The organism is Streptomyces sp. NPDC088732 (genome assembly GCF_044751205.1).
Taxonomy (GTDB): Bacteria; Actinomycetota; Actinomycetes; order Streptomycetales; family Streptomycetaceae; genus Actinacidiphila.
The window spans coordinates 34329-55706 of record NZ_JBIVLI010000036.1 but is presented as its reverse complement, the minus strand read 5'-3'; the positions used below and the strand labels follow the sequence as shown (position 1 = coordinate 55706).

Sequence of the window (21378 nt, the reverse complement as noted above, 5' to 3'; positions counted from 1 at the left end):
ATGCACGGGAGGCTGCCGTTCCAACTGATCGCGTACAGAAGGACATGCAACGCATGCAGCCACTCAGCGTTCGTGAAGCCGAGATGGCTGACACGCACAGGCCGTCTGGTGCGTGGTCGCCAAGCCCATCCCCTAGTCTGTGGCCCTGCAAGCGTGGACCACGGACCAGCCGTACCCGAAGCGTCCGACTGCCCGCGCATCGCGAGACGTTGACCTTCACGCACTGCCGCGCCAACCTCCCCACGGGGCGACAAGAATCCGTCAGTACGTCCATAGGTAAGCGGCGTCTACGTCGTAGGTCGTATACGCCCCCAGGCGCAGGGGTTCAAAGAGCGGGTGACAGGAGATGGGGATCGCGTCCCTGAAGACGCTTCGCGGGTCCGATTTCACCACGGCCCCGGCCTCACCATGCCTGATGGTCCAACATCACGATCAAGAATCCTCGGTCCAGTGAAATCCCCGGTGGGGTCGCCGACGGAAGGGGTCAGCCTCGTAGGTGCGGATGAACGACGGCCTTCCTCTGATGCTCCCGCTCTGTGACCGTGTTAGCCCTAAAGCCGTTGCGAACTTCCCGCGAGGTCGCAAAGCGGAATTTTATCTTCCTGTACCGAGAGGGGCCCCTCTCAGATTTGTCTACAGCAGGGCTACCTCAACCTGGCGCTTGCCATTGTCGGTGGGGAGCAATGAAGGTATCTTCCGTACCGGGAGCCACGTGCGTTCGCGGCCGGCGTCGTACTGCGACGTGCTATTGGTCGTTCGGGAGATTCTGGGGGGACAATGCCTAACGAACTGTTCGACTTCGACGAGTTTTCACGCCAGGTAGCGGAGGCTTTTGATACTGCACTCGAAACAATCGGCAAATTCAATCTTGCAGTTTTCGGCGACTCCGGCGTTGGCAAGAGTACCCTCGTCAACGCGGTCTTCGGTATCGAACTCGCGGGAACCGGGATCGGAAATCATCAGACCACGAACGTGCGTCTATACCGTAAGAATGAGGACGATCTACTGGGCATTTATGACACCCCCGGCTTCGAGATTGGCCAAGGAGACCTGTCCATGCTCATCTCAGAGGTTAAGGGTATCGTGGAGCGCTCTCGCCAGGGGCCTCTCGCCGCGCGAATACACGCAGTATGGTTCGTCGTAAATCACCACAGCACACGTTTCTTGGACTCCCACGCGGATGCGGTTCGAGCCCTACACGATCTAGGCCTCCCAGTCTTCATCGTACTAACTCGAGTATCGAAACTCGGCGACCGAATCGACCCTGCCGCTCTGACTTTGATGCAGCACATTACGGAGAGGGGACTCCCTATCGCCGGACGAAAAATATTTCTGGTCAACTCTGTCGAAACGGTCGAGCTCAGCGGAACAATATATCCCGTTCACGGACTCCAGGAACTTCTCGACGCAACTGTCGAAACCATCCCAGAAGCTGTACGAACCGCGGCCATCGCCGCACAGAGACTCGACTTCAGCCGTCAGCGCGTCCTCTCTGAACGCGCGATTAAAGTGGCAGTGGGTGCGGCCTTCGGAACTCAATTGATGCCGATCGGTGTTGACATGGCGGGATTCACACTCGCCCTCGCTGGGATGATGGCTACGATCAGCGTCCTCTACGGTGTACCCGTGGACAAAGCGGCTCTGATAAATCTGTCCTGGAAGGTATTTCTCGGCGGCAACGCAGCCAAGCAAGGAGCCGGCTGGCTTGCCGAAGAGGTGGCCAAGCGATCTGCCGAGAAAGCTGCGAAGAAGGCTGGCCAGGCTGCGGCCAAGCAGGGGGCCAAGCTCATCCCAGGCGTCAATCTTGTAGTCGCGGCCGTTAGCACGGCCGTCGCCGCGCCTATGATGTGGGCTGTGGGCCGCTCTTGGATGGAGGTTTGCGAATATATGCGGACCCATCCGGAAGAGGTCGTAAACGAGCGGGAATCGAGCTACATCGAACTATTTCTGAAGTGCTACCGGGAACGCATGACGGATCGTCGGCCGACCTGGTTGTCGCGATTCAAGCGAGACTGACATTGTCATTTTATATCGATCAGTCGAATCGGACTTCAGCAGCTTGATCCGCCGACGTGCCTCCCGCAGTTCCGCGCTCTCCCGGCTGGTCACCCCAGGCTTGGCACCTTCATCGATGTCCGCCCGGCGCATCCACTTCTACAGCTGCATCGGGACCCCGAAGTCGGTCGCCACCTGCTCGACCGTCACACCCGGAACGCGGTTCCTCGCGCCCCGCACGACATCCTCGCGGAACTCTTCGGGATAGGGCTTGGGCACAGCGACATCCTTCCCACCCGCCCCACAGGGCAAGCCAGATCAGATGACCCGCCCCATCTTGCTTCGAGCACGCGAACGTTACCAACCCGCCTTCGTGTCTCCCGCAATTGGTTGACGACCGGGCCAGCCTGAGCGTCGTCCATGGCCACAGACGCGTAGACCAGGTAGCGGTTGCCGTTGATGAGATGTTCGCCGTCCCAACCGGACTCGTCGCAGGCGACCCATCGTGCCTCATTGGTATCTGCCGTGGGGGAGGGGTGGCTGTAGGCGGTGTCAGGGAGCGACATGCTCGTGCTGCGCCTTCCTGTGCGGCTCGGCCAGCGCTGCGTATCGAATCGGACTGCCCCGGTGCGGGCCGGGGGCCGACCACCAGCCATCATCCTCACCGAGACCAGCAGTCGGCTTCGAATGAAGGACCCGCTGGTGAAATCGCTGAGGGTGGTTCAGCGCTCGCGGATCCACCAGATGACCGCGCTGGCCGCGGCCGCGCCGAGGGATCGTGCGGCGCCCTTGCTCGCTTCCAGCGCCAGCAGGCGCCGGTCGGCGGCGACCCGGGGCCGGCGGTGCACCTTGTTTCCGGGCTGCGGCGGCGTGATTGGGGCGGTGGTGCCGGACATACTTCTCCTCTTCGGGCAGCTTTCGGGCAGCGCAGGACTGACCGCGTGTGCGTGTTCTGCTGTGTTGATCGGGCAGTTGTGCCTTCATTTCGACCATAGACGCGGGTCAGTTCGTCTGGGGTGGCGGTATGCCAGGCGCCACTTGAAGGGTTCGAGTTCAGTGAAGTCGATCTCGTCCGGTTACAGACCCGCGCAGTGCAGGAACTTTAGCCCAACCCGAGGATCGTGCCGTCGACGCGGACGCGTCGGCTGCCGGCATCACACGGTGACGCGGCATGTGCGCCGGACAGAATGCCCCGGGCTGGCGAGAGGCGCATGCTGGTAATGGCCCTGTGCACTCGGCAGCACTGCTCCCTTGGGGGCAGGTCGCCCTGGTCAGTCAACTCGTTGCGCAGGTGGCGGCATCTGCACGAGACAGGAGCGTGGAGCGATGGACGTGCAAGCTAATACCTACGCCCCGGACGAGACAGCCTTGCTGATCATCGACCCGTACAACGACTTCCTGTCGGATGGCGGGAAGCTGTGGCCTGCCGCCAAAGAGGTTGCCGAAGGCATCGGCCTGCTCGACAACATGCGCGCCATGCTCGGCGCCGCACGTGACCTGGGTTTTTGCGTCTTTATCGTGCCTCACCATCAGACGACACCTGACGATTACCGCACTTGGGACCACCTGTCCCCCACTCAACAGCGCGTTGTGAAGGGGCAGACTTTCGCCGCCGGGAGTTGGGGAGCCAAGTGGCACCCCGACTTCGTGCCGCGCGACAATGAGCTGGTCATGCGGCAGCACTGGGCCTCCAGCGGCTTCGCCAACACTGACCTGGACATGCTGCTCAAACAGCACCGCGTACAGAAGATCATTATCATCGGGATGAAGGCCAACACCTGCGTCGACACCACCGCGCGCTTCGGCCAGGAACTCGGCTATCACGTCACGCTCATCCGTGACGCCATCGGTGCCTTCAACTGGGACGAGATGAAGGCGACGTTCGACATCAACGCTCCCGCCTATGCTCACGCCATTTTCACTACCGACGAATTCCTGACGATCGTGGGTAAGCTTCCTCAGACGATGGCCATGTGATCATTCGGTTGCGTCCCGACGGGTGCTTAGCGCATGACGCGGATCGCACGCGGGTTCCACCAGTAGGTGCGCCAGTACACGACCGGCCAGTCGTCGCCCTCCAGGAACGTCATCTTCACCTGCACCGCATGTCGACCGTCCCGGTAGCGGATCGTGTGCCAGACCCGGCCGTCATGCCACCGGCCTCCGACGCGCACCTGCACTCGTGGCTGCTGCCCCGGTTCGTACCCCCGGTACGTCGGCACCTGGTCCGGCGGCACGCCGCCCGGGTGGACACGGACAGCGTCGCCGTCGACCAGTGCGTGCTCGACCGGGCTGGTTGCCATCCCCGATGCCCTGATCTCGTAGAGGTCCAGGTCCCACCAGAACCACGCGGTCCGTCGGCCGTCAGACAGCGCGGGCCACAAGGTCAAGTGCACGGCCTCCCGGTCGTCGGCGTACCGGCGGAGCTCCCGCCCCCGGACGCGGCAACGTCGTACCCGCCCGAGCGGCAGTGGCGCGTGGGGCTGCGCATCGCCGGCCGCGAGCACTGCGCCCGGGGGGGGCGTCCACGCGCATGCTGCCGACCCGTAGTAATCGGTCATAAAGATCCAATTACCCGTTCGCTGCATACAGCAAGTATAGTCAGCTTGCCCGAAGAATCCGGGCTTTCTCCGCAAATCACGCATGGCTCACGCGCTCCCGCGCGCTTGCTGCCATCAGCGTTTCAATCAAGAAGTGCAGGCGATCATGCGCTCCATGGGGGCAATAGTTACACCGGGTACTCGCATGAGTACTCGCCGAGTCGTGCAGATGGTCGGCGTCGCGCTGATGGCAGCGCTCGCTCTCGTCATGGGATCCGGGGCGACCGCGTTCGCCGCGCAGCCGGGCGAAGAGACCTACCCGCACCAGCAGTACGAGAACGGTGCGCCTCTCCGGCACCGGGGCTTCACCGAGGCCCGCGACCTCCGGGATCTCGTCCAGGTGTGGCGCGGTTTCGACAACGACAACATCTGGGTCTCCATCAACAACGGCGCGCCGATGCAGTGGCCGGGCGCACAGTCGCACGCGGCGCCGCAGATCGTGTGGACGGCGTACGGATTCCGCGTCTACCACACCGGCACGGACGGCCACATCTACTATGCGGGCCTTTCCACGGACGCCTACGGCCACATCACGGCGCTGGGGAGCTGGCAGCAGGTCCCCAACAACGTCGTCACGCCCAACGACTCCCCGCCCGCGGTGACCTCGCTGTACCACGCTGGTGACGTCAACTCCGAACTCGACCACGGCGGCGAGTCGGTGTATCTGGCCTACCGCGGCGCCAACAGCACCCAGATCTACGGCGCGTTCTTCTACGGCGTGGGAAGCAACCGCTACCCCAACAACTGGCACGCGCCCACGGCCATCCCTCACGCGACCAGTGAGGTCGCTCCGTCCCTGTCCTACCACCAGTCCTGGAACCGCATCGTCATGGCGTGGGCCGGGGAGGACCTGCACACGTGGGCCGCGTCTCAGATCGTCGGTCACAGTGACTGGTCCGCTCCGGAGCAGATCGGCACGATGCAGACTGTCACCAGGCCCGCCCTTGTCCTGACCGACAATGGTGGGGGCCAGATCGCGGTGGTTCCCTACGCGAACGGCTGGAGCGGCGGCACCACGGAGCTGATCAGCATTTTCAGGGACACGTCACGTGCGTCGGGAATCGGCTATGCACTGTGGACCGGAGAGATCACCGGGAACAACTGGTCGAACCTGTTCCTGTCGGCGATCGAGGACGAGGCCTACTTGAACGCTACGGACTACCGGGGCCTGGGCTACTACAAGCACACGTTGACGTTCAACGGATCGCCTCAGAAGCGGCGGTGAGCATCGCCGGTGTCCACTCGGTGACCGATCCCCATCTTGAGCGGGGGTGCAACGCCTGATCAGTGGCCTCCTACCCTGACGGTAGGGGGCCGCTGCGGCGCCGACAGCTAGACTCATCGGGTAGCCGCTGGTTCTGGGCCGGGCCGACCAACATCGTGTTGGAGGGCCCCATGACCTGCCCGCTGAAGATCCATGAGCTGGCCCGTTGTCGATGTCGTCTTGCCGCAACCACTTCGACAACGTGACGGGATGGATACCGAGCTCCACAGCCGTCTGTGTGGCCTGCTTGCCGGCGCGGATCAGCGCGATGGCGCGCGCCCGGAACTCCGGAGGATAGGGACGAGGCATGACGGCCAGCCTTCCGTGAAGGGCTGTCAGTTAGCCACCAGAACTGGAACCTGAAAGGCGGGGCAGGTCAACCTGCCCGTGCCCCTCTGGCCTTCCGTCGCCATCGGTAACCGTGCTTGCCACGCGTGTGCTCGCGCCGTCCCCAGCCCATCAGTCGGTCATCCCCAGGCTCCGGTCCGTGCCGCGTGCGGCGAGCGGGCGGCACTGCCGGCATGACATCGGCAGGGCGGCGATGCGGCAAGGACCGGTGGTCGCTTTCGCATACGGTCGCATCAGCTACAGGCGGCGATCCGCGGACGCGGTGGCGGCGGCTGGTTGCGGCTCGCACGGCGCCGAGGACGGCGGCTGCGGGCCCTGCGGCAGCCACACCGAAGCGCCCGGTCCCGGCGGGTGCCGCGCACCAACCTGGTGGCGGTCCGCCGTCGCGACACCGAACCCCCTGCGGGTGCGGGAAACGCACTTGAGGATTTCCGCAACCCCATCATGCAGGACACGGCCCTAGACCGGGCAAGCGCTCAGAAAATATAGAATCCCAGCGTCAACCTTCTGGCATTTTTTTACCATCACTGCGAGTTGATCGCGGATGGCCGTAAGGCGACCCGTGGCGCCGATAGGACATGGCTGAAATGCGCCATGGCAAATCGGCGACAGGTTCGCTTCATACAGGGGATGATTTCAAGACCTTGCAGATGCAGGAGAGGCTCGCTCATGGCACGAACCTCCTGGTGGGGTGTTGACGCCAACAGCATGAGCGGCTTCCGCACGTTCTGCAGACGCGGTCGGAATCGTGCGAGGGGATAGCCCTGAACGATCTCGTCCCGAAGTCTTAATGCCGACAATTCGGTCGGGGTCGCGGCGGCGCGTCATGATGGTCGCTTTCGACACCCAACCCGAATGCCGGAATGTCAGAAGGGATAGAAATACCAGTGAAACGAATCCGCCTTTGGGTGGCGATATCGACGTCGGCCATCGTTGCGGCGGGTGCAGTCACGCCCGCCACGGCTCAGGTTCCGTCGGCGACCGCGGCACGTACACCGGCGCCGCAGGACCGCACGGTCACCGTGCGGCTGATCACCGGCGACCGTGTCACCCTCAGCGACGCGCCGAACGGCAAGAAGGCAGCATCGGTACAGCGCGCGCCGGGCCGTGAGCACGTCCTGTTCCAGATGACCGAGAAGGACGGCGCGCTGACGGTGCTGCCCTCCGACGCGGCGCCGCTGGTCCGCACGGGGCTGTTGGACGAGGGGTTGTTCGACGTCGCGGGCTTGGCGGCCCAGGGGTACGACGAGGGGCACAGCGGCGCCCTGCCCCTGATCGTGGCAGCTCCCAAGGGCCCGGCCCGTTTGGCGGCCGAGCGGGTGGACGCCCTCGCGGAGTTCCAGGACGACTCGGCCGAGCCGCGGCGACTGCCGAGCATCGGCGCCCAGGCGTTGCGCGTGGCCGACGAGGACCTGACCGCGTTCTGGAAGCAACTCGCCCCAGCGACGGGTGCGGACGTGGCGAGCGTCGCCGCGGTGACCCCGAAGGTCTGGCTGGACCACAAGGTGCGTCCCACGCTGGACCGCAGCACCGCACAGATCAACGCGCCTGCCGCCTGGGCAGCCGGCCTCCACGGCGAGGGCGTCAAGGTCGCCGTCCTCGACACCGGTGCCGACCGGACGCATCCGGACCTCGCGGGCCGTGTCAGCGAGGCGAAGGACTTCAGCGACAGCGGTTCCACCGACGACCACTTCGGCCACGGAACGCACGTCGCCGCCACGGCCGCCGGCAGCGGCGCCGCCTCGGCGGGCCTGCGCAAGGGCGTCGCGCCCAGCGCCGACCTGCTGATCGGCAAGGTGCTCGGGGACGACGGCTCCGGCAGCGAGTCCCAGGTCATCGCGGGAATGGAGTGGGCCGCGGCGGAGGGCGCCAGAGTCGTCAACATGAGCCTTGGCGCCGACATGCAGACCGACGGCACCGACCCCATGAGCCAGGCGGTGAACGAGATCTCCCGCAGCAGCGGCGCGCTCTTCGTCGTGGCTGCGGGCAACGCCGGCGAACTCGGCACGATGACGGTGGGCTCGCCCGGCGCGGCCGATGCCGCCCTCACCGTCGGCGCCGTCGACCGCGACGACTCGCTGGCATCCTTCTCCAGTCGTGGCCCGCGCTTCGGCGACAAGGCGGCCAAGCCGGACATCACCGCTCCGGGCGTCGGGATCGTCGCCGCGCGCGCCGCCGGTACGGCCATGGGCGACCCGGTCGACGACCTGTACACCGCGGCGAGCGGTACGTCCATGGCCACGCCCCACGTCACCGGGGCGGCTGCCCTGCTCGCCGGTCAGCACCCCGACTGGACGGGTGAGCAGCTCAAGGACGCGCTGATCAGCACCTCCCACACGGTGTCGGACCAGGTGCCCACCGAGCAGGGCGGTGGCCGCGTCGACGTCAAGGCGGCGTTCACCTCCCCGGTCACAGCCACCGGCACGATCATCCTGGGCCCGTTCGACCGTGACGCGTCCCCGGTGCAGCGGGCGGGGGTGGTCCGCTACTCCAACAACTCCGGCAACGAGGTGTCGCTGAACCTGCGTGCGGCGCTGACGACCAAGAGCGGTACGGAACTCCCGGCGCAGACGCTGACGCTGGGTTCGAGCACCGTCCGCCTCGCCCCGGGCGCAACCGTCGAGGTACCGGTCGGAATCGACCCGGCGAAGGCGGGTCGCGGCTCCTTCTACGGCTACGTCACCGCCACGTCCACCGGCGGCGTCTCGGTGCACACCACGCTCAGCCTCTGGGTCCGCGCCCCGATGCACACGATCACCACCACGTCCTACGGACGCGACGGTGAGCCCACCGTGTGGGGTTTGCTGGACGTCTTCGGCGGGGACACCGAGGTCCGGTTCACCGACATGGGGGTCGCCGAGGTGGAGGAGGGCACCTATCAGATTGCCGGCACCCTTCTGGAGGGCGGAGGCGCTGACGGCGTCCGGGTAATCCAGGTCATCAACCCCGAGGTGAAGGTCACCAAGGACACAACCGTCACCCTGGACGCGCGCGAGACCAGGCTGCTGCGCGTGCGCACGCCCAAACCCGCCGAGCGGCGCAACAACCTGACGTACCAGATGTACCGGAAGATCGACGGCGTCGAGCAGACCCAGGGCATCTACTACGAGGACGGCGGCGGGGACGTAGACCTGTACGTGAATCCCACGTCCAAGGTCAGCGAGGGCGCGTTCGAGTTCACTTCCCGCTGGGAGATGACGGCTCCCGAGCTCAGGGTCGAGGTCCGCCGCGCGGACTTCCGCATCGAGCCGTTCTACGCCAAGCAGTCACTTCCGTTCAAGTCCCAGGGTGAGCAACTGGTCGCCGTGGACGCGGGGACCAGGGACAACCCGGACCTGCGGCCCGGCACTGTGCGGGGCAAGCTCGCCGTGATCCGTGACGACTACGCGATGGAAGGGGACGACCTCGCGAAGACCGCCGCTAAGGCGGGGGCCAAGGGCATTGCGATCGTCCTGCCCGAGGGTTTCCTTGCTTGGACCCGCTGGAAGCCGATGAACACCCGCACCGCTGTGCCTGTGATCAGGATGACCGCGGGCGACGGAGCCAATCTGCTGAACCACATCAAGAAGCGCACGACCGTCGTCAATGTGACGGGGACAGTGGAGAGCCCGTACCTGTACGACATCGCGTCTATCTGGCAGCAGTCCATCCCGAAGGACGTGACGTACACCGTCACGGACCGCAACACCGCGCAGGTCAAGGCGTCCTACGCCAACAACGGGCCACTGCACTGGACCAGCGAGCAGCGCTTCAGCTGGCGCCCCTACGCCGAGTTCGCCTGGGAGACCTCACGCTGGGCGCCGACGGACAAGTCCCGCACGGAGTACGTTACTTCCGGCGACACACAGTGGATGCACGTCGTCGACTTCATGACCGGCCCCGAGCAGTACTGGAGCGGCCCCCTGGTGTCGGGTCTGTGGGACGCTCCGCGCACCTTCACGACAGGTGAAAAGGCCACCGAGCAGTGGTACAAGGCCGTGGTGCGGCCGTCCATCCCGCGCGGCTGGAACCGTCCCGCCGTCCGCAACGGTGACGTTCTCAGCCTGTCGATCCCGGAGTACACCGACGCGGTGGCCGGCCACTGGGGCCGCAAGGAGGTTCCCCCGACGGACGGTGGCATCGGCGCGAGGGCCGGGACGTCCGCGGCGGGGGACGATCCGTCCTACAGCCACGGCGACACCGTATCGGCAGTCCTCTACCGCAACGGCAAGCGGGTCAGTGAGGCCGCGGACGCCTGGAGGGACTTCTCCGTCCCTGCTGGGACGGCCGACTACCGCTTGGATCTGACGACCGCGCGCGAGACCGAGTTCTGGCGGACAGGCACAAAGACCTCCACGTCCTGGACGTTCCGCTCCGGTACCGCTGCGCGGGAGACGCTGCTGCCGCTCCTTCAGGTCGACTACGGCCTCCGCGCCGACCTGGACAACACCGTCGACGGCGGGAAGCGGCACGACGTCGACCTGACCGTCAGGAACCAGGACGGGCTCGTCGCCCCCACGGGGGTCAGGCTGAGCGTCGAGGTTTCCTTCGATGACGGCAAGAGCTGGAACGGGCGGGTCCGCGTCAAGGACCGCGGCCACAACCGGTTCACCGCCACCATCGACCGGCCCGACCACCCGCGAAAGGGCGGCGCGTTCGTGACCCTGCGCGTCACCGCCACCGACAAGGCAGGCAACACCGTCCGGCAGACCGTGGAACGCGCCTACCAACTCCGCTGAGACCGCACACCCGACCGGCACGGCGGGTGCCGGGGGCCAGTGCCCCCGGCACCCGTCGTCGTCGCACGTACCCCCCTCTTCAGCCGGCTCCCCACCACTTCGGCCGACGGGTGTCGTTGAGGTGACGGCCGGCCTTGAGGCGTTCCCACAGGTCACCTCCTTCCGGAAATCCCAGGGCACCGTACCCGGTGTCCGCTCGCGCACACGGGCCCGGGACGGGCCCGTTGGACGCGCTGCCCGCCCGCGAGGGGAAGGCCCTGGGCGCCGACACCGTCGTCCTCGTCGGGGCACCGTGCCCCGGCGCCCCCCCTCAGCCCTGTCGTGTCACCTGCTGGGAAGCCATGCCCGCCCCACAAGAGCAACAATCCCCGCACCGCCCTGATCGAGGCCCGTGGCGATGGACGTTGCTGGTGGTGGGTTGTTCTCGGAGCGGGTGAAGCAGGCTGCAGCTGGTGTTGTCGTACTTCGCACGGCCGTTGAACGGGCAAGGGGAGGTGCCCGCCGCATAGGCGACGATGCGGATCGGACGCAGACGCGCACCAGTTCGGTCTCCTTGAGCGCCTTCCCGTCGCGCGGATGCTGGCCTCAAGCGCTGTCATCAGCTCACCCCCTCCACGACCGTGAGAGCCACGCCGGACGAAGTAACTGATTAGGGGCGGTACGAGGTGAACGGGTCATTGTGGACGTGCCGTTGACGTCGGGCCCCGCGTAGGGGGCGGATCAGGGGGTCAGGGTGACGAAGGTGTCCGCGATGCGGTCGGCGTCGGTCGGGTGGGAGGCGATGGCGATGATGCGCCAGGTGCCGGAGGCGTGACGCCGGACCTCGAAGTGGACTCCGAGGCGTTCGATCTCGGTGTTGTCGGCAGTACGGCGCGACCAGATCACGTCGATCCCGGCGGAGTGCGAGCTGTAGGCGGTCACTCGGCTGTCGGGAACATCGGTGTGGGTGTATCCGGCGGCCCGCAACGGCTCCTGCTGCGCGGCAAGGTAGACCAGTACCGCGTCCGGGTCGGGGCACCAGTCGTACAGGGCGCGGGCCGGGTCGGGGTCGTCCCTTGAGACGTTGAGCGGAGGGACCCAGAAGTCCAGAACGACCCGGGGATCGGCGGACGGGTCCGCGGCCACGGCGGTCCAGGCCGGGAGGTACTGGTGGAAGAACCAGTCGCGGGCCTCCTCGGCCGCACGCGCCACGTTGTCCTTGTACTGCTCGAGGTCCACTTCGTTCCTTCGCCTTCCTCGCACCCCGGGCATGAGTGTGGCCCGGGCCTGGGATCGCCCCCGACGACATTCTGACGAAACGTCAGGCAAGAGGAACCCGACCCGCCGACCCACGCCGGGAGCGGCCGCCGCACCGGCCGCACGCCCGCGTGTTCCTCTGGACGCCATCATCCGTGCAGGCAGGCCCTCGGGGCGTGCGCGGGCATCCGGCGCGGACCTGTGCGTGACGACGAGAGAGGCGGACAGCGAAAAGGCCCGTATCCCCATCCTGATCTCCCGGCGCTGTGTACGGGGCCCGCACTGGCCAGTCGCTCCGTTGCGGGTCACCGTCGCTGGCGCGAGGCGATTCCGACGGCTGCCAGTGTGACAAGGGCTCCGAGCACGGTCAGCACAGAGGGGGATTCCTTACCGGCCGGCACCACAAGGTCGAGGGTGAGGGATCCGATGAGCTGTCCGGCGATGGAGCCCATGCCGAGGAATAGAACTCCGACCTTGCGTACGAGATGGGCGGATGCCGCGATGAACACAACCCCGCAGATCCCGCCCGCATACAGCCACGGGTCGGTGGGCAATGTCTTGGCCGGGCTGGCATCCGCGAGGGTCTTCACTGTCCAGATCGCCGCGAGGAACAGGGTTCCCACACAAAAGTTGAGCCAGGTCGCGGGCAGAGGCGAACCTGACACTGCGCCGGACGCACCGTTCATCGCCTGCTGAAAGCCAAGCAGGAAGCCTGCGACCAGTGGGGCGAGCCCTGGCAACAGAGCTGTCCATGCTGCCGCTGACACGCGCGGTCAAGCCCACCCGCGGCCTGGCGGTCCTGGCGCGTGGCCGCCGTAGTGACCTGGGCCGGAACCCGCGGCGTGATGCCACTGGCCGGAGCCCTGTCCAAACCGCTCACCACCGACAGCGGCACCGCATTGACCGGGCGCCCACTGCTCTTGGTACTGACCACCGCCGTCGTGGTCTTCACCTTCGTCGTCCAGGGCCTGAGCCTGGCCGGCGCAGTGCGCCGCTCCGGGCTGGTATTGGAGCCCGAGCACACCGCCCGCGAGGAAGCCGACATCCGGGACACACTCAACCGCGCAGGCCTTGCCCATGTCGACGAACTTGCCACTCTGGAGGTGATGCCCGAAACCGTCGTCGCCCACGTTCGCAGCGGACTCAGCGCCCGCCTCGAGCAGAGCACCGACAGCTCCGACGGCAGCAGTCTGGACGCCGCCTACCGACAATTGCGGAAGTCGGTGATCGCCGTCCAGAGCGCAGAACTGCACCGCCTCTACGACGAGCACCGCATCAGCGACACCACCCGCCGCCTCCAGCACGACCTCGACCGACAAGAAGCCGCACTCGGCAGGCAATGAACGGGGCACCGCCGAAATGCGGTGATCGGGGGTTCGTAGGCCGCCGGCGAGGTGTCCCCTACGTACTCTCGTCCCAGGTCTGGGCGTCGAACCGGGTCAGGGGTGAGCGACGACGGCCACCGGCGCGATGCTGCGATGCAGAACCGCGTGAGTGACCGGACCGATGTGGCTGCCCACCGCCGAGCGGCGGATCCTCCGGCCGACCACGACCAGGCTGGCGTCGGCGGAGGCGTCCACCAGGTGGTCCGCCGCCCGGCCGATGACCTGGTGAACATGGACGTCCACATGGGCGTACTTCAGCAGCCACGGGTGCATGGCCTCGGTGAGCGCCGCGTCGCGTTCCGACGTCGCCGCCTTGATCAGATCCCCCAGGACCGTGCCGGGGCCGTGTACGTTCGGCGGCAGGGTCCAGCCGTGGACGACCTGCAGACGGGCAGCCCGATCTGCTGCGGCATCGAAGGCGAAGGCGAGCACGTCCTCGTGGGGCCGGTCCAAGTCGAGGCCGAGGACGACGTCCCGGTACGCGGTGGTGGCCGATGCCAGCCCGTCGGCATCTGGCAGGTGCTCGTCCTGGGGGCCCTTCCCGGCCCTGACGAGGACGACCGGGCGGTGCACGGCGGCGATGACCCCCAACGCCACGGAGCCGACGAGGAAGCCGGTGATGCCGTGCAGGCCGCGGGAGCCGAGCGCCATGACCTCGGCCTGGTCGGCCGCGGCCGCGAGGACCGCCACCGGCTGCCCGGAGATCTCCTCGGACGTGATCTCCAGCCGTGGGTACCGATGGCGCAGGGCGACGGCCGCGTCCCGGGGTACAGCAGCGGCCCAGGCGCGAACGGCGACCGGCCCGGCAAGCGGTGCATTGGCGTACGGCTGCCATTCCCAGGCATGCAGCAACCGCAGGGGCAGGCCGCGCAGACCGGCCTCCCTGGCCGCCCAGTCGGCGGCCGACAGGCTCTCGGCCGAACCGTCCAGGCCGGCGATGACAGGACGGAGCATACGATGACCCCCTCACGGAGAGTGGCCAGCAGGCGCGGCCCTGATTCCAGAGTGCCCGGCGGACGCGGGGGCCGCATGGGCCGCAGGTCCCCTCGCGGGACCGACCGGCCCATGCGGCGAACAGGAGAACTCACGCGAGTTCCGACTGGTTGCCGTACACGCCAATGGCCCAATCGCCGCAAAGGCCCGGGGACGTAGGGTCCCCGGGCCCGTTGACCGGGACGTACGGGCGGGCTCAGCGGAGCCAGGCGTGGTCGTGGATGAGGGGCAGCCGGGCCCAGACCCTTCCCAGGCCCCAGGTGGCGCCCGCAGAGCCGGCGGCCAGCGCGATCAGCACCACGGCGTAGACGACGTGGTAGTCGACGAACGGGTTGCTCGACATACTCGGGGACCCGTCGGCCAGGTGCTTCGCAGGCGGCCATTCGGCGATCCACATCATGGCCATCAAGGCGGTGCCGGCGACGGCAGCGAGCCGCAGAGCCACACCGCTCAAGACGGCGATGCCTACGCCGAGCAGCCCGAGCATGAACAGCCAGTCCACCCAGCCGGCGCCGGCCCAGCTGTGGAACGTGGATTGCATCGGCCCTGCGGCGACACCGCTGAGGAATCCCTTGGTGGGAGAGCCGCCGTCGATCCAGCCCTTGCCGGAGGCGGTGGCGTAGCCGAATCCGAAGGTCTTGTCGAGGAAGGCCCACAGGAAGACGAAACCGGTCAGGACACGCAGGCCGGCGAAGACGTACGCCTGTGTCGCTGTGCCGGTGGCCTCCTCACCGGATGTCGGCACGGCTCCGGTCTCGTGCAGAGACGGAAGGCGGAGGCCGGTGTGCCGGTGGGGGTGTCCTTGGATGGCCATGATGCTGATCCCTTCGGGACGGTGCACGGACGATGGATGGTGGCGTCGTTCTTGTGTCCTCACTGTCCCGCTGTACGAAGGGCACTGCCGTGGGCCGAAGGCCCATTCCACGAGGGCCGAACAGCCCTGCCGCTTGGGCTTGTTGGGTGGACGATGTCTGGACAAGGCCGACCTCCCAGGTGACGGGCCGCCATCGGGCTGTGGGCGGCGCTCAGTACGCCAGGCGGTGGATGAGCCACGGGGAGCCGTGGTCGACGATGGATGACCGGCTTGTCGCGGGTGAACAGGGCGTTGTACTCCGGGTCGGCCATGTCGTGAGGGTGCTCGTCGTTGGGCAGCAGTCGTGCCAGGTCGACGATGTCGATGACGTGCACGGCGAGTTCCGGCCGGTGCCTGCGCGGCAGCGAGGGCGACAGAGCCGGAGCGTTGCCGAGGGAAGGCGTCGGCTCCGGTCAGCCGTGCGGGTACCGACATGCCCTGCGCCCCCGGATGTCCGCGCCGTCTCAGGTCTCCGGGCCAGGATGGGCGCATGCCGAAGTCACAGAGGTGGCACAGGACCCTGCCCGGAGTCGCGGTACTGACCGGGTACCGCAGTTCATGGCTGCGGGGTGACATCCTGGCGGGCCTGACGGTCGCTGCGTACCTGGTACCGCAGGTCATGGCTTACGCGGGCCTGGCCGGGGTCCCACCGGTTGCGGGGTTGTGGGCGGCCCTGGCACCGCTGCTGCTGTACGCGGTGCTGGGGTCGTCCCGGCAGATGTCCATCGGCCCGGAGTCGACGACCGCACTGATGACGGCAACAGTCGTGGGGCCGCTGGCCGCGGGAGACCCCGGGCGGTATGCGGTGCTGGCAGCCGCGCTCGCTGTAGTGGTCGGGCTGCTGGCGGTGGTCGCGTGGGCCGCACGGGTGGGATTCGTGGCGGACCTGCTCTCGCGGCCGGTACTGGTCGGCTATTTGGCGGGCGTAGCGATGATCATGATCGTTGATCAGCTGCCGAAGCTCACTGGGGTACTCGTTTCGGGGGCCGGCTTCTTTCCGCAGGCGGCGTCTTTCGTGACGCACCTTTCGGAGGCGGCGTTGCCCACCGTTTCTGTGGCTGCCTGCACACTCGTGTTTCTGTTCCTGGTGGAGCGCTGGATGCCGATGCTCCCCGGCCCGTTGCTGGCCGTGACGTTCGGCACGATCGCGGTCTCCGTCTTCGGACTGCGAGAGCACGGTGTCGCTGTTATCGGGGAGGTGCCGTCGGGCTTGCCGGGCCTGTCGCTGCCTACACCGGGTGACGTGCCCGACCTCCTTCTGCCTGCGGTCGGTGTGCTGCTGGTCGGCTACACCGACGTCATTCTCACGGCCCGGGCGTTCGCGGCCCGTGGGGGCCAGAGCCTCGATCCCAATCAGGAACTACTGGCGCTCGGGGCCGCCAACCTCGGTGCGGGCATGCTGCACGGCTTCCCGGTGAGCAGCAGCGCCAGCCGCACCGCGCTCGGTGCCCAGGCCGGGAGTCGCACCCAGGTGTACTCCCTGGTGGCCTTCGCGGCCGTGGTGTGCGTCCTTCTCTTCCTGGGATCACTGATGTCCGACCTGCCGGACGCGGCACTCGGAGCAATCGTCGTCTTCGCCGCCTGTCGGCTGGTCGACCTGCCGGGCTTCCGGCGACTGGCAGCTTTCCGCCGCCGAGAGTTGCTGCTCGCCCTGGCATGCCTGCTCGGCGTGCTCGCCCTCGACATCTTGTACGGCGTGCTGGTGGCCGTCGGGCTGTCGGTCGCTGAGATGCTGTCGCGGGTGGCTCGTCCGCACGACGCGATCGAGGGCTTGGTCCCGGGATTGGCCGGGATGCACGACGTGGACGACTATCCGCAGGCTCGCACGATTCCCGGCCTGCTGGTGTACCGCTACGACTCGCCGCTGTTCTTCGCCAATGCCGAGGACTTCCGTGGCAGGGCACTGGCCGCTGTCGACGCCCACGCCGGGCCCGTTCGGTGGTTCGTGCTCAACGCCGAGGCCAACGTGGAGGTGGACATCACCGCGCTCGACGCGGTGGACGCTCTCCGTCGCGAACTGATCGGCCGGGAAATCGTGTTCGCGCTCGCCCGGGTCAAGCAAGATCTGATGGACGACCTGGAGGCGTACGGTCTGGCGGAGTCGGTGGGACGGGACCGGATCTTTCCGACGCTGCCGATCACTCTGTCGGCGTATGCGGCCTGGGCGCACGACCGGCCGTCCGGCGGAGAACGAGGCACGGAGTAGAGGAACAGGGCGCCTGCCGGCGCCGCGACGGGGCCACTTCTTCTCGCGCCGTCGCGGCATCTCCGTCCACGGTCGTTACCTGCCGGGATCCGGTCGGAATGGCGTTCGAAACCTGTTCGGTGCCGCTATGTTGAGAGCTGTGGACAGTTCCCCTTGCCTGGCGGAGGAATCCATGGGGATGGAGCCCGACAAGGGTCAGGAGCGCCTGCCGCGGCTGCAGCTGGACGAACTGCTGGACGAGTTGCAGATCCGGATCGATGCCGTGCGCGGGACGCGGGACCGTGTGCACAGCCTGCTGCAGGCCGTGCTGTCGGTGGGGCGCGAGCTGGATCTGTCGCAGGTGCTGCGCCGGATCGTGGAGGCCGCGGTCGTGCTCGTGGACGCGGAGTACGGCGCGCTCGGGGTCATCGGTGACGATGCGACGCTGTCGCAGTTCTTGACGGTCGGGGTCTCCGAGGACCAGGTTGAGGCAATCGGCCCGCTGCCGTCGGGCCACGGCATCCTCGGCGAGCTGATCCGCCACCCCGAGCCGCTGCGGCTGGAGGAGATCTCCGAGCACCCCGTCTCGTACGGCTTCCCGGCCGACCACCCGCCGATGCACTCCTTCCTCGGCGTCCCGATCCGGGTCCGCGACGAGGTGTTCGGCAACCTGTACCTGACCGAGAAACGCGGCGGCAAGGAGTTCGACGGCGAGGACGAGGCCATGCTGTCGACGCTCGCGGTCGCCGCCGGCGTCGCCATCGACAACGCCCGGCTGTACGAGGAGGCCCGGTCCCGGCAGCGCTGGCTGGAGGCGAACGCGGAGATCACCGCCAGTCTGCTGTCCGGCGCGGAGGAGTCCCGGGTGCTGGAGCTGATCGTCGAGCACGCCCGGCGCATCCTGGGCGCCGACCTGGGCGTGATGGCGCTGCCCGTCGAGGGGACCGGCGACGTCCGGATGGCCATCGCCACAGGGATCGACGCGGGCGCGCACCGAGGTCTCACGCTGCCTTGTGAGGGGTCGTTCGTCGGGGCCGCGATGGGTGCCGGTGAATTGATCACCAGTTGCGATGTGGCACGAGACCCCCGTGTCACGGTGGGGCCGCCCCGGTTCGCCGGGTTGGGACCCGCGGTGGCCGTTCCCATGAGCACCCCGCACGGTGTGCGTGGTGCCCTGTTGCTGGCCCGGGCTCAGGGCGAGCCGGCCTTCACCGAGATCGAGACGGCACCGCTGACGGACTTCGCGGGGGCTGCGGCGCTCGCGATGGAACTGGCGGAGCGGCGCCGCTCCGCCGAGCAGCTGGCCCAGTTGGAGGACCGCGACCGCATCGCGCGCGATCTGCACGACCTGGCCATCCAGCGGCTGTTCGCGACGGGCATGACGCTGCAGAGCGCGGTCCGCTTCGTCGACCACCCGCAGGCGAGCGAGCGGCTGCTGCGCGCGGTGGACGACCTGGACGAGACGATCAAGATCATCCGGTCCACGATCTTCGGCCTGCGCGCGCACGACGCCGGTTCGGGCCGCAAGGGCCTGCGGGTCCGGGTCGCCGGGACCGTGGAGGAAGCCGTGCCCGTGCTCGGGTTCACCCCGGCGCTGCGGATGGAGGGACTGATCGACACCGATGTGCCGGTCCCGGTCGCCGAGAACGTGGTCGCCGTGCTGGGGGAGGCGCTGTCCAACGTGGCCCGGCACGCCAAGGCCCGGTCCGCAGATGTGGCGCTGGTGGTCGGTTCGGGGACCCTGACCCTGACGGTGGCCGACGACGGCATCGGCATCCCCGAGGGTGGACGCCGTAGCGGACTGGACAACCTGGCCCGGCGGGCCGAGGCGCTGGGCGGGTCGTTCACCACCGGCACCAGCGCCGACGGTGGCGCGCTGCTGCGGTGGCGGGTGCCGCTGGACGGGTAGAGGTCAGCGTGGTCCCTGCAGGACCTCCGTTGCCGGCCTGCGGGGGCTTGCCGGGCCCTCGGGACCGTATCCGAGCCTGAGGAGCATCTGGACGTGGACCGGCCCGCTGTCGGTGCTGCGCAGCGCCCAGCGCAGGTCGGGCCACTCCAGGGCCTGGTGCAGCAACGACGCACGCAGCTGGTGCGACGTGGCGACCAGCAGCACGTGTTCGAGGGCCTGACCGGCCCGCAGCCAGTCGGCGTGCCGGTCGTCGGCGGTGGACAGGACGGCGATGAGCGGCCGCTGTTCGAAGGCGGCGGTGGCTTTCTGGTTCTCCGGGCGAAGGCCGGAGAAGTCCCGCACCGGCAGCCGGCCTGAGGCGTCCAGCGGGCCGAGGGCCGCGTTCGGAAGTCCGTCGCGGGCTCCGTCGCGGATCCAGCTGCGGCTCTCGGTCCGGCGCGCGGTGTCGGAGGCATCTCGGCGCTCGGCTTCCGCGGTCAGTCGCAGCAGCCGCGAGGTCTCGTCCGCCTCCGGCAGGTGCAGTACCGCGCCTTCGGCGTGGGCGGCATCCATGAGTTCGGCAACGACCGGCTCGGGAGGCCGGTGGGGCGAGAAGGGGAAGCGGCTGCTGTGACGTTGCCACAAAGCCTGATACAAGTCCTTGCGGTGTTCCTTACCACCGGCTCGGGGTGGCCCGGCCAGCCGTACGGAGGCCAGGAGGTCCGGCTGTGCCGGAACCGGCAGCAGCCGAACGACCGGCTCCCAGCCGAAGTGGGCACTTGCGACGCGCAGATTGAACACCGCGGCGCCGACGGACAGGTGAAGGGCCCGGCCGAACGGGTCGGCCTCTCCCAGTCCGCGTTCACCCGCGGCCCGCACCAGGAGCGTGGTGGTGTCCGGTTCGAGTCGGAAGCGCCACGGCTGGCTGTTGTGGAACGACGGTGCGGCCACCGCGGCAGAGATCAGTTTCTCCAGGGTCGCCACGTCGAGGACCGAAGTCGTCATGGCGCTCTCCCTCCAGCCGGTACCTGTCTCCAGGTTCCGCCCGCGCCGCGGCGGGCGGGAGGGGCCGACCGGCCCGCGGGCGGGGGCCGCGTGGCCCGGTCTCAGGGGCGGGACGCGGTACTGCCGGTGCCGTGGTGCTGGGTGGCGAGGACGGCGGCCTGAATACGGCGTTCGACACCGAGCTTCCCGAGCAGCCGGGAGATGTGATTCTTCACCGTCTTTTCCGACAGGAACAGCCGGCTGCCGATCTGCCGGTTGGTCAGTCCCTCCCCGATGAGTTCGAGAATCTCCCGCTCTCGTGGGGACAGCGCGGCGAGCGTCACGTCCTGCTGACTGGTGTCCACGTCGTCCTGGTGGCGCAGACTGCTCATCAGGCGAGCGGTGGTGGCGGGGTCGAGCATCGACTGGCCGGAGGCGACGGTCCGCACGGCGGTGATCAGGTCCGCCCCCTTGATCTGCTTGAGGACATAGCCGGCCGCACCGGCCATGATGGCATCCAGCAGCGCGTCGTCGTCGTCGAACGAGGTCAGCATCAGACAGGCCAGCTCCGGTATTCGTGAACGCAGTTCGCGGCAGACCGCGATACCGTTCCCGTCCGGGAGGCGCACGTCGAGGACTGCCACATCGGGGCGCAGGGCCGGACCGCGCGCCAGCGCGTGGTCCACGGACCCCGCCTCCCCGACCACTTCGATGTCCGGCTCGGCGTCGAGCAGGTCGTGCAGACCACGCCGCACCACTTCGTGATCGTCGACCAGGAACACCCTGATCGGCGTCTGCGGTGTGAATTCCCCTGCACCGGTCATCCCGGCCCCCTGCCTTGTGCGGCGCTCCGTTCTGACGATCGTCGCTCATGAGCCATGTGGGCACCAGGGCCGAACGGACCCGACAGGTGACGGGATCGGACCGCA

At 67.8% G+C, this 21378-nt stretch carries 15 protein-coding genes and 2 pseudogenes; 7 read left to right on the top strand and 10 right to left on the bottom strand.

Annotated features, from left to right (window positions below; genetic code table 11):
• The first annotated feature begins 777 nt into the window (after positions 1-777).
• On the top strand, positions 778-2016 hold the full coding sequence (gene rsgA / locus ACIP9H_RS39265; protein WP_401963734.1) for a GTPase RsgA: 1239 nt from the start codon (positions 778-780) through the stop codon (positions 2014-2016).
• A gap of 701 nt (positions 2017-2717) precedes the next feature.
• On the opposite strand, the gene ACIP9H_RS39260 is transcribed toward rsgA, so the two are convergent.
• Positions 2718-2891, bottom strand: a complete 174-nt coding sequence (locus ACIP9H_RS39260; RefSeq protein WP_401963732.1) for a hypothetical protein — start codon at positions 2889-2891, stop codon at positions 2718-2720.
• A gap of 430 nt (positions 2892-3321) precedes the next feature.
• Here ACIP9H_RS39260 and ACIP9H_RS39255 point away from each other — a divergent pair, with 430 nt between their 5' ends.
• Positions 3322-3972 (top strand): cysteine hydrolase family protein, encoded by a 651-nt coding sequence (locus ACIP9H_RS39255; protein ID WP_401963730.1) that lies wholly within the window; start codon positions 3322-3324, stop codon positions 3970-3972.
• A 26-nt stretch (positions 3973-3998) separates the two neighbouring features.
• Here the strand turns inward: ACIP9H_RS39255 and ACIP9H_RS39250 are convergent, their stop codons facing one another.
• The gene (locus tag ACIP9H_RS39250) at positions 3999-4385 is read right to left on the bottom strand and encodes a hypothetical protein (protein WP_401963728.1); all 387 of its coding nucleotides are present in this window, start codon (positions 4383-4385) and stop codon (positions 3999-4001) included.
• A gap of 355 nt (positions 4386-4740) precedes the next feature.
• On the opposite strand from ACIP9H_RS39250, the gene ACIP9H_RS39245 reads away from it, so the two are divergent.
• Complete coding sequence (locus tag ACIP9H_RS39245; protein WP_401597374.1) at positions 4741-5820, top strand: hypothetical protein; 1080 nt, start codon at positions 4741-4743, stop codon at positions 5818-5820.
• A 197-nt stretch (positions 5821-6017) separates the two neighbouring features.
• Here ACIP9H_RS39245 and ACIP9H_RS39240 read toward each other — a convergent pair.
• Positions 6018-6168, bottom strand: a pseudogene (locus tag ACIP9H_RS39240) (transposase); the annotation flags it as partial.
• A gap of 947 nt (positions 6169-7115) precedes the next feature.
• Here ACIP9H_RS39240 and ACIP9H_RS39235 point away from each other — a divergent pair.
• Positions 7116-10925 (top strand): S8 family serine peptidase, encoded by a 3810-nt coding sequence (locus ACIP9H_RS39235; protein WP_401963726.1) that lies wholly within the window; start codon positions 7116-7118, stop codon positions 10923-10925.
• 720 nt (positions 10926-11645) lie between these two features.
• Here ACIP9H_RS39235 and ACIP9H_RS39230 read toward each other — a convergent pair.
• A complete protein-coding gene (locus tag ACIP9H_RS39230; RefSeq protein ID WP_401963724.1) occupies positions 11646-12143 on the bottom strand; it encodes a hypothetical protein in 498 nt (165 codons plus the stop codon).
• 323 nt (positions 12144-12466) lie between these two features.
• Entirely contained in the window at positions 12467-12901 is a 435-nt protein-coding gene (locus ACIP9H_RS39225) for a DMT family transporter (protein WP_401963722.1), read from the bottom strand.
• Positions 12902-12967: 66 nt separating this feature from the next.
• Here ACIP9H_RS39225 and ACIP9H_RS39220 point away from each other — a divergent pair, with 66 nt between their 5' ends.
• Positions 12968-13504: a hypothetical protein gene (locus tag ACIP9H_RS39220; RefSeq protein WP_401963720.1), complete on the top strand. Its 537-nt coding sequence runs from the start codon at positions 12968-12970 to the stop codon at positions 13502-13504.
• A gap of 96 nt (positions 13505-13600) precedes the next feature.
• Here ACIP9H_RS39220 and ACIP9H_RS39215 read toward each other — a convergent pair whose 3' ends face one another.
• From ACIP9H_RS39215 to ACIP9H_RS39205, 3 genes and pseudogenes are all read right to left on the bottom strand, one after another.
• On the bottom strand, positions 13601-14500 hold the full coding sequence (locus ACIP9H_RS39215) for a universal stress protein (RefSeq protein WP_401963718.1): 900 nt from the start codon (positions 14498-14500) through the stop codon (positions 13601-13603).
• 235 nt (positions 14501-14735) lie between these two features.
• Complete coding sequence (locus ACIP9H_RS39210) at positions 14736-15353, bottom strand: hypothetical protein (RefSeq protein WP_401963716.1); 618 nt, start codon at positions 15351-15353, stop codon at positions 14736-14738.
• A gap of 214 nt (positions 15354-15567) precedes the next feature.
• A pseudogene (locus ACIP9H_RS39205) lies at positions 15568-15757 on the bottom strand (hypothetical protein); the annotation flags it as partial.
• Positions 15758-15882: 125 nt separating this feature from the next.
• Here ACIP9H_RS39205 and ACIP9H_RS39200 point away from each other — a divergent pair.
• Positions 15883-17598, top strand: coding sequence for a SulP family inorganic anion transporter (locus tag ACIP9H_RS39200; protein ID WP_401963714.1), 1716 nt, complete (start codon positions 15883-15885; stop codon positions 17596-17598).
• A 178-nt stretch (positions 17599-17776) separates the two neighbouring features.
• Positions 17777-19486: a GAF domain-containing protein gene (locus ACIP9H_RS39195; protein WP_401963764.1), complete on the top strand. Its 1710-nt coding sequence runs from the start codon at positions 17777-17779 to the stop codon at positions 19484-19486.
• 3 nt (positions 19487-19489) lie between these two features.
• Here ACIP9H_RS39195 and ACIP9H_RS39190 read toward each other — a convergent pair whose 3' ends face one another.
• Together ACIP9H_RS39190 and ACIP9H_RS39185 are read right to left on the bottom strand one after the other, a co-directional pair.
• Positions 19490-20470: an Acg family FMN-binding oxidoreductase gene (locus ACIP9H_RS39190; protein WP_401963712.1), complete on the bottom strand. Its 981-nt coding sequence runs from the start codon at positions 20468-20470 to the stop codon at positions 19490-19492.
• A gap of 101 nt (positions 20471-20571) precedes the next feature.
• On the bottom strand, positions 20572-21273 hold the full coding sequence (locus tag ACIP9H_RS39185) for a response regulator (protein ID WP_401963710.1): 702 nt from the start codon (positions 21271-21273) through the stop codon (positions 20572-20574).
• Between the last annotated feature and the right edge of the window lie 105 nt (positions 21274-21378).

Coding starts and splice junctions, on each gene's coding strand:
- rsgA (WP_401963734.1), top strand. CDS start 778: ATGCCTAACGAACTGTTCGACTTCGACGAGTTTTCACGCCAGGTAGCG.
- ACIP9H_RS39260 (WP_401963732.1), bottom strand. CDS start 2,891: ATGTCCGGCACCACCGCCCCAATCACGCCGCCGCAGCCCGGAAACAAG.
- ACIP9H_RS39255 (WP_401963730.1), top strand. CDS start 3,322: ATGGACGTGCAAGCTAATACCTACGCCCCGGACGAGACAGCCTTGCTG.
- ACIP9H_RS39245 (WP_401597374.1), top strand. CDS start 4,741: ATGAGTACTCGCCGAGTCGTGCAGATGGTCGGCGTCGCGCTGATGGCA.
- ACIP9H_RS39215 (WP_401963718.1), bottom strand. CDS start 14,500: ATGCTCCGTCCTGTCATCGCCGGCCTGGACGGTTCGGCCGAGAGCCTG.
- ACIP9H_RS39210 (WP_401963716.1), bottom strand. CDS start 15,353: ATGGCCATCCAAGGACACCCCCACCGGCACACCGGCCTCCGCCTTCCG.
- ACIP9H_RS39200 (WP_401963714.1), top strand. CDS start 15,883: ATGCCGAAGTCACAGAGGTGGCACAGGACCCTGCCCGGAGTCGCGGTA.
- ACIP9H_RS39195 (WP_401963764.1), top strand. CDS start 17,777: ATGGAGCCCGACAAGGGTCAGGAGCGCCTGCCGCGGCTGCAGCTGGAC.
- ACIP9H_RS39190 (WP_401963712.1), bottom strand. CDS start 20,470: ATGACGACTTCGGTCCTCGACGTGGCGACCCTGGAGAAACTGATCTCT.
- ACIP9H_RS39185 (WP_401963710.1), bottom strand. CDS start 21,273: ATGACCGGTGCAGGGGAATTCACACCGCAGACGCCGATCAGGGTGTTC.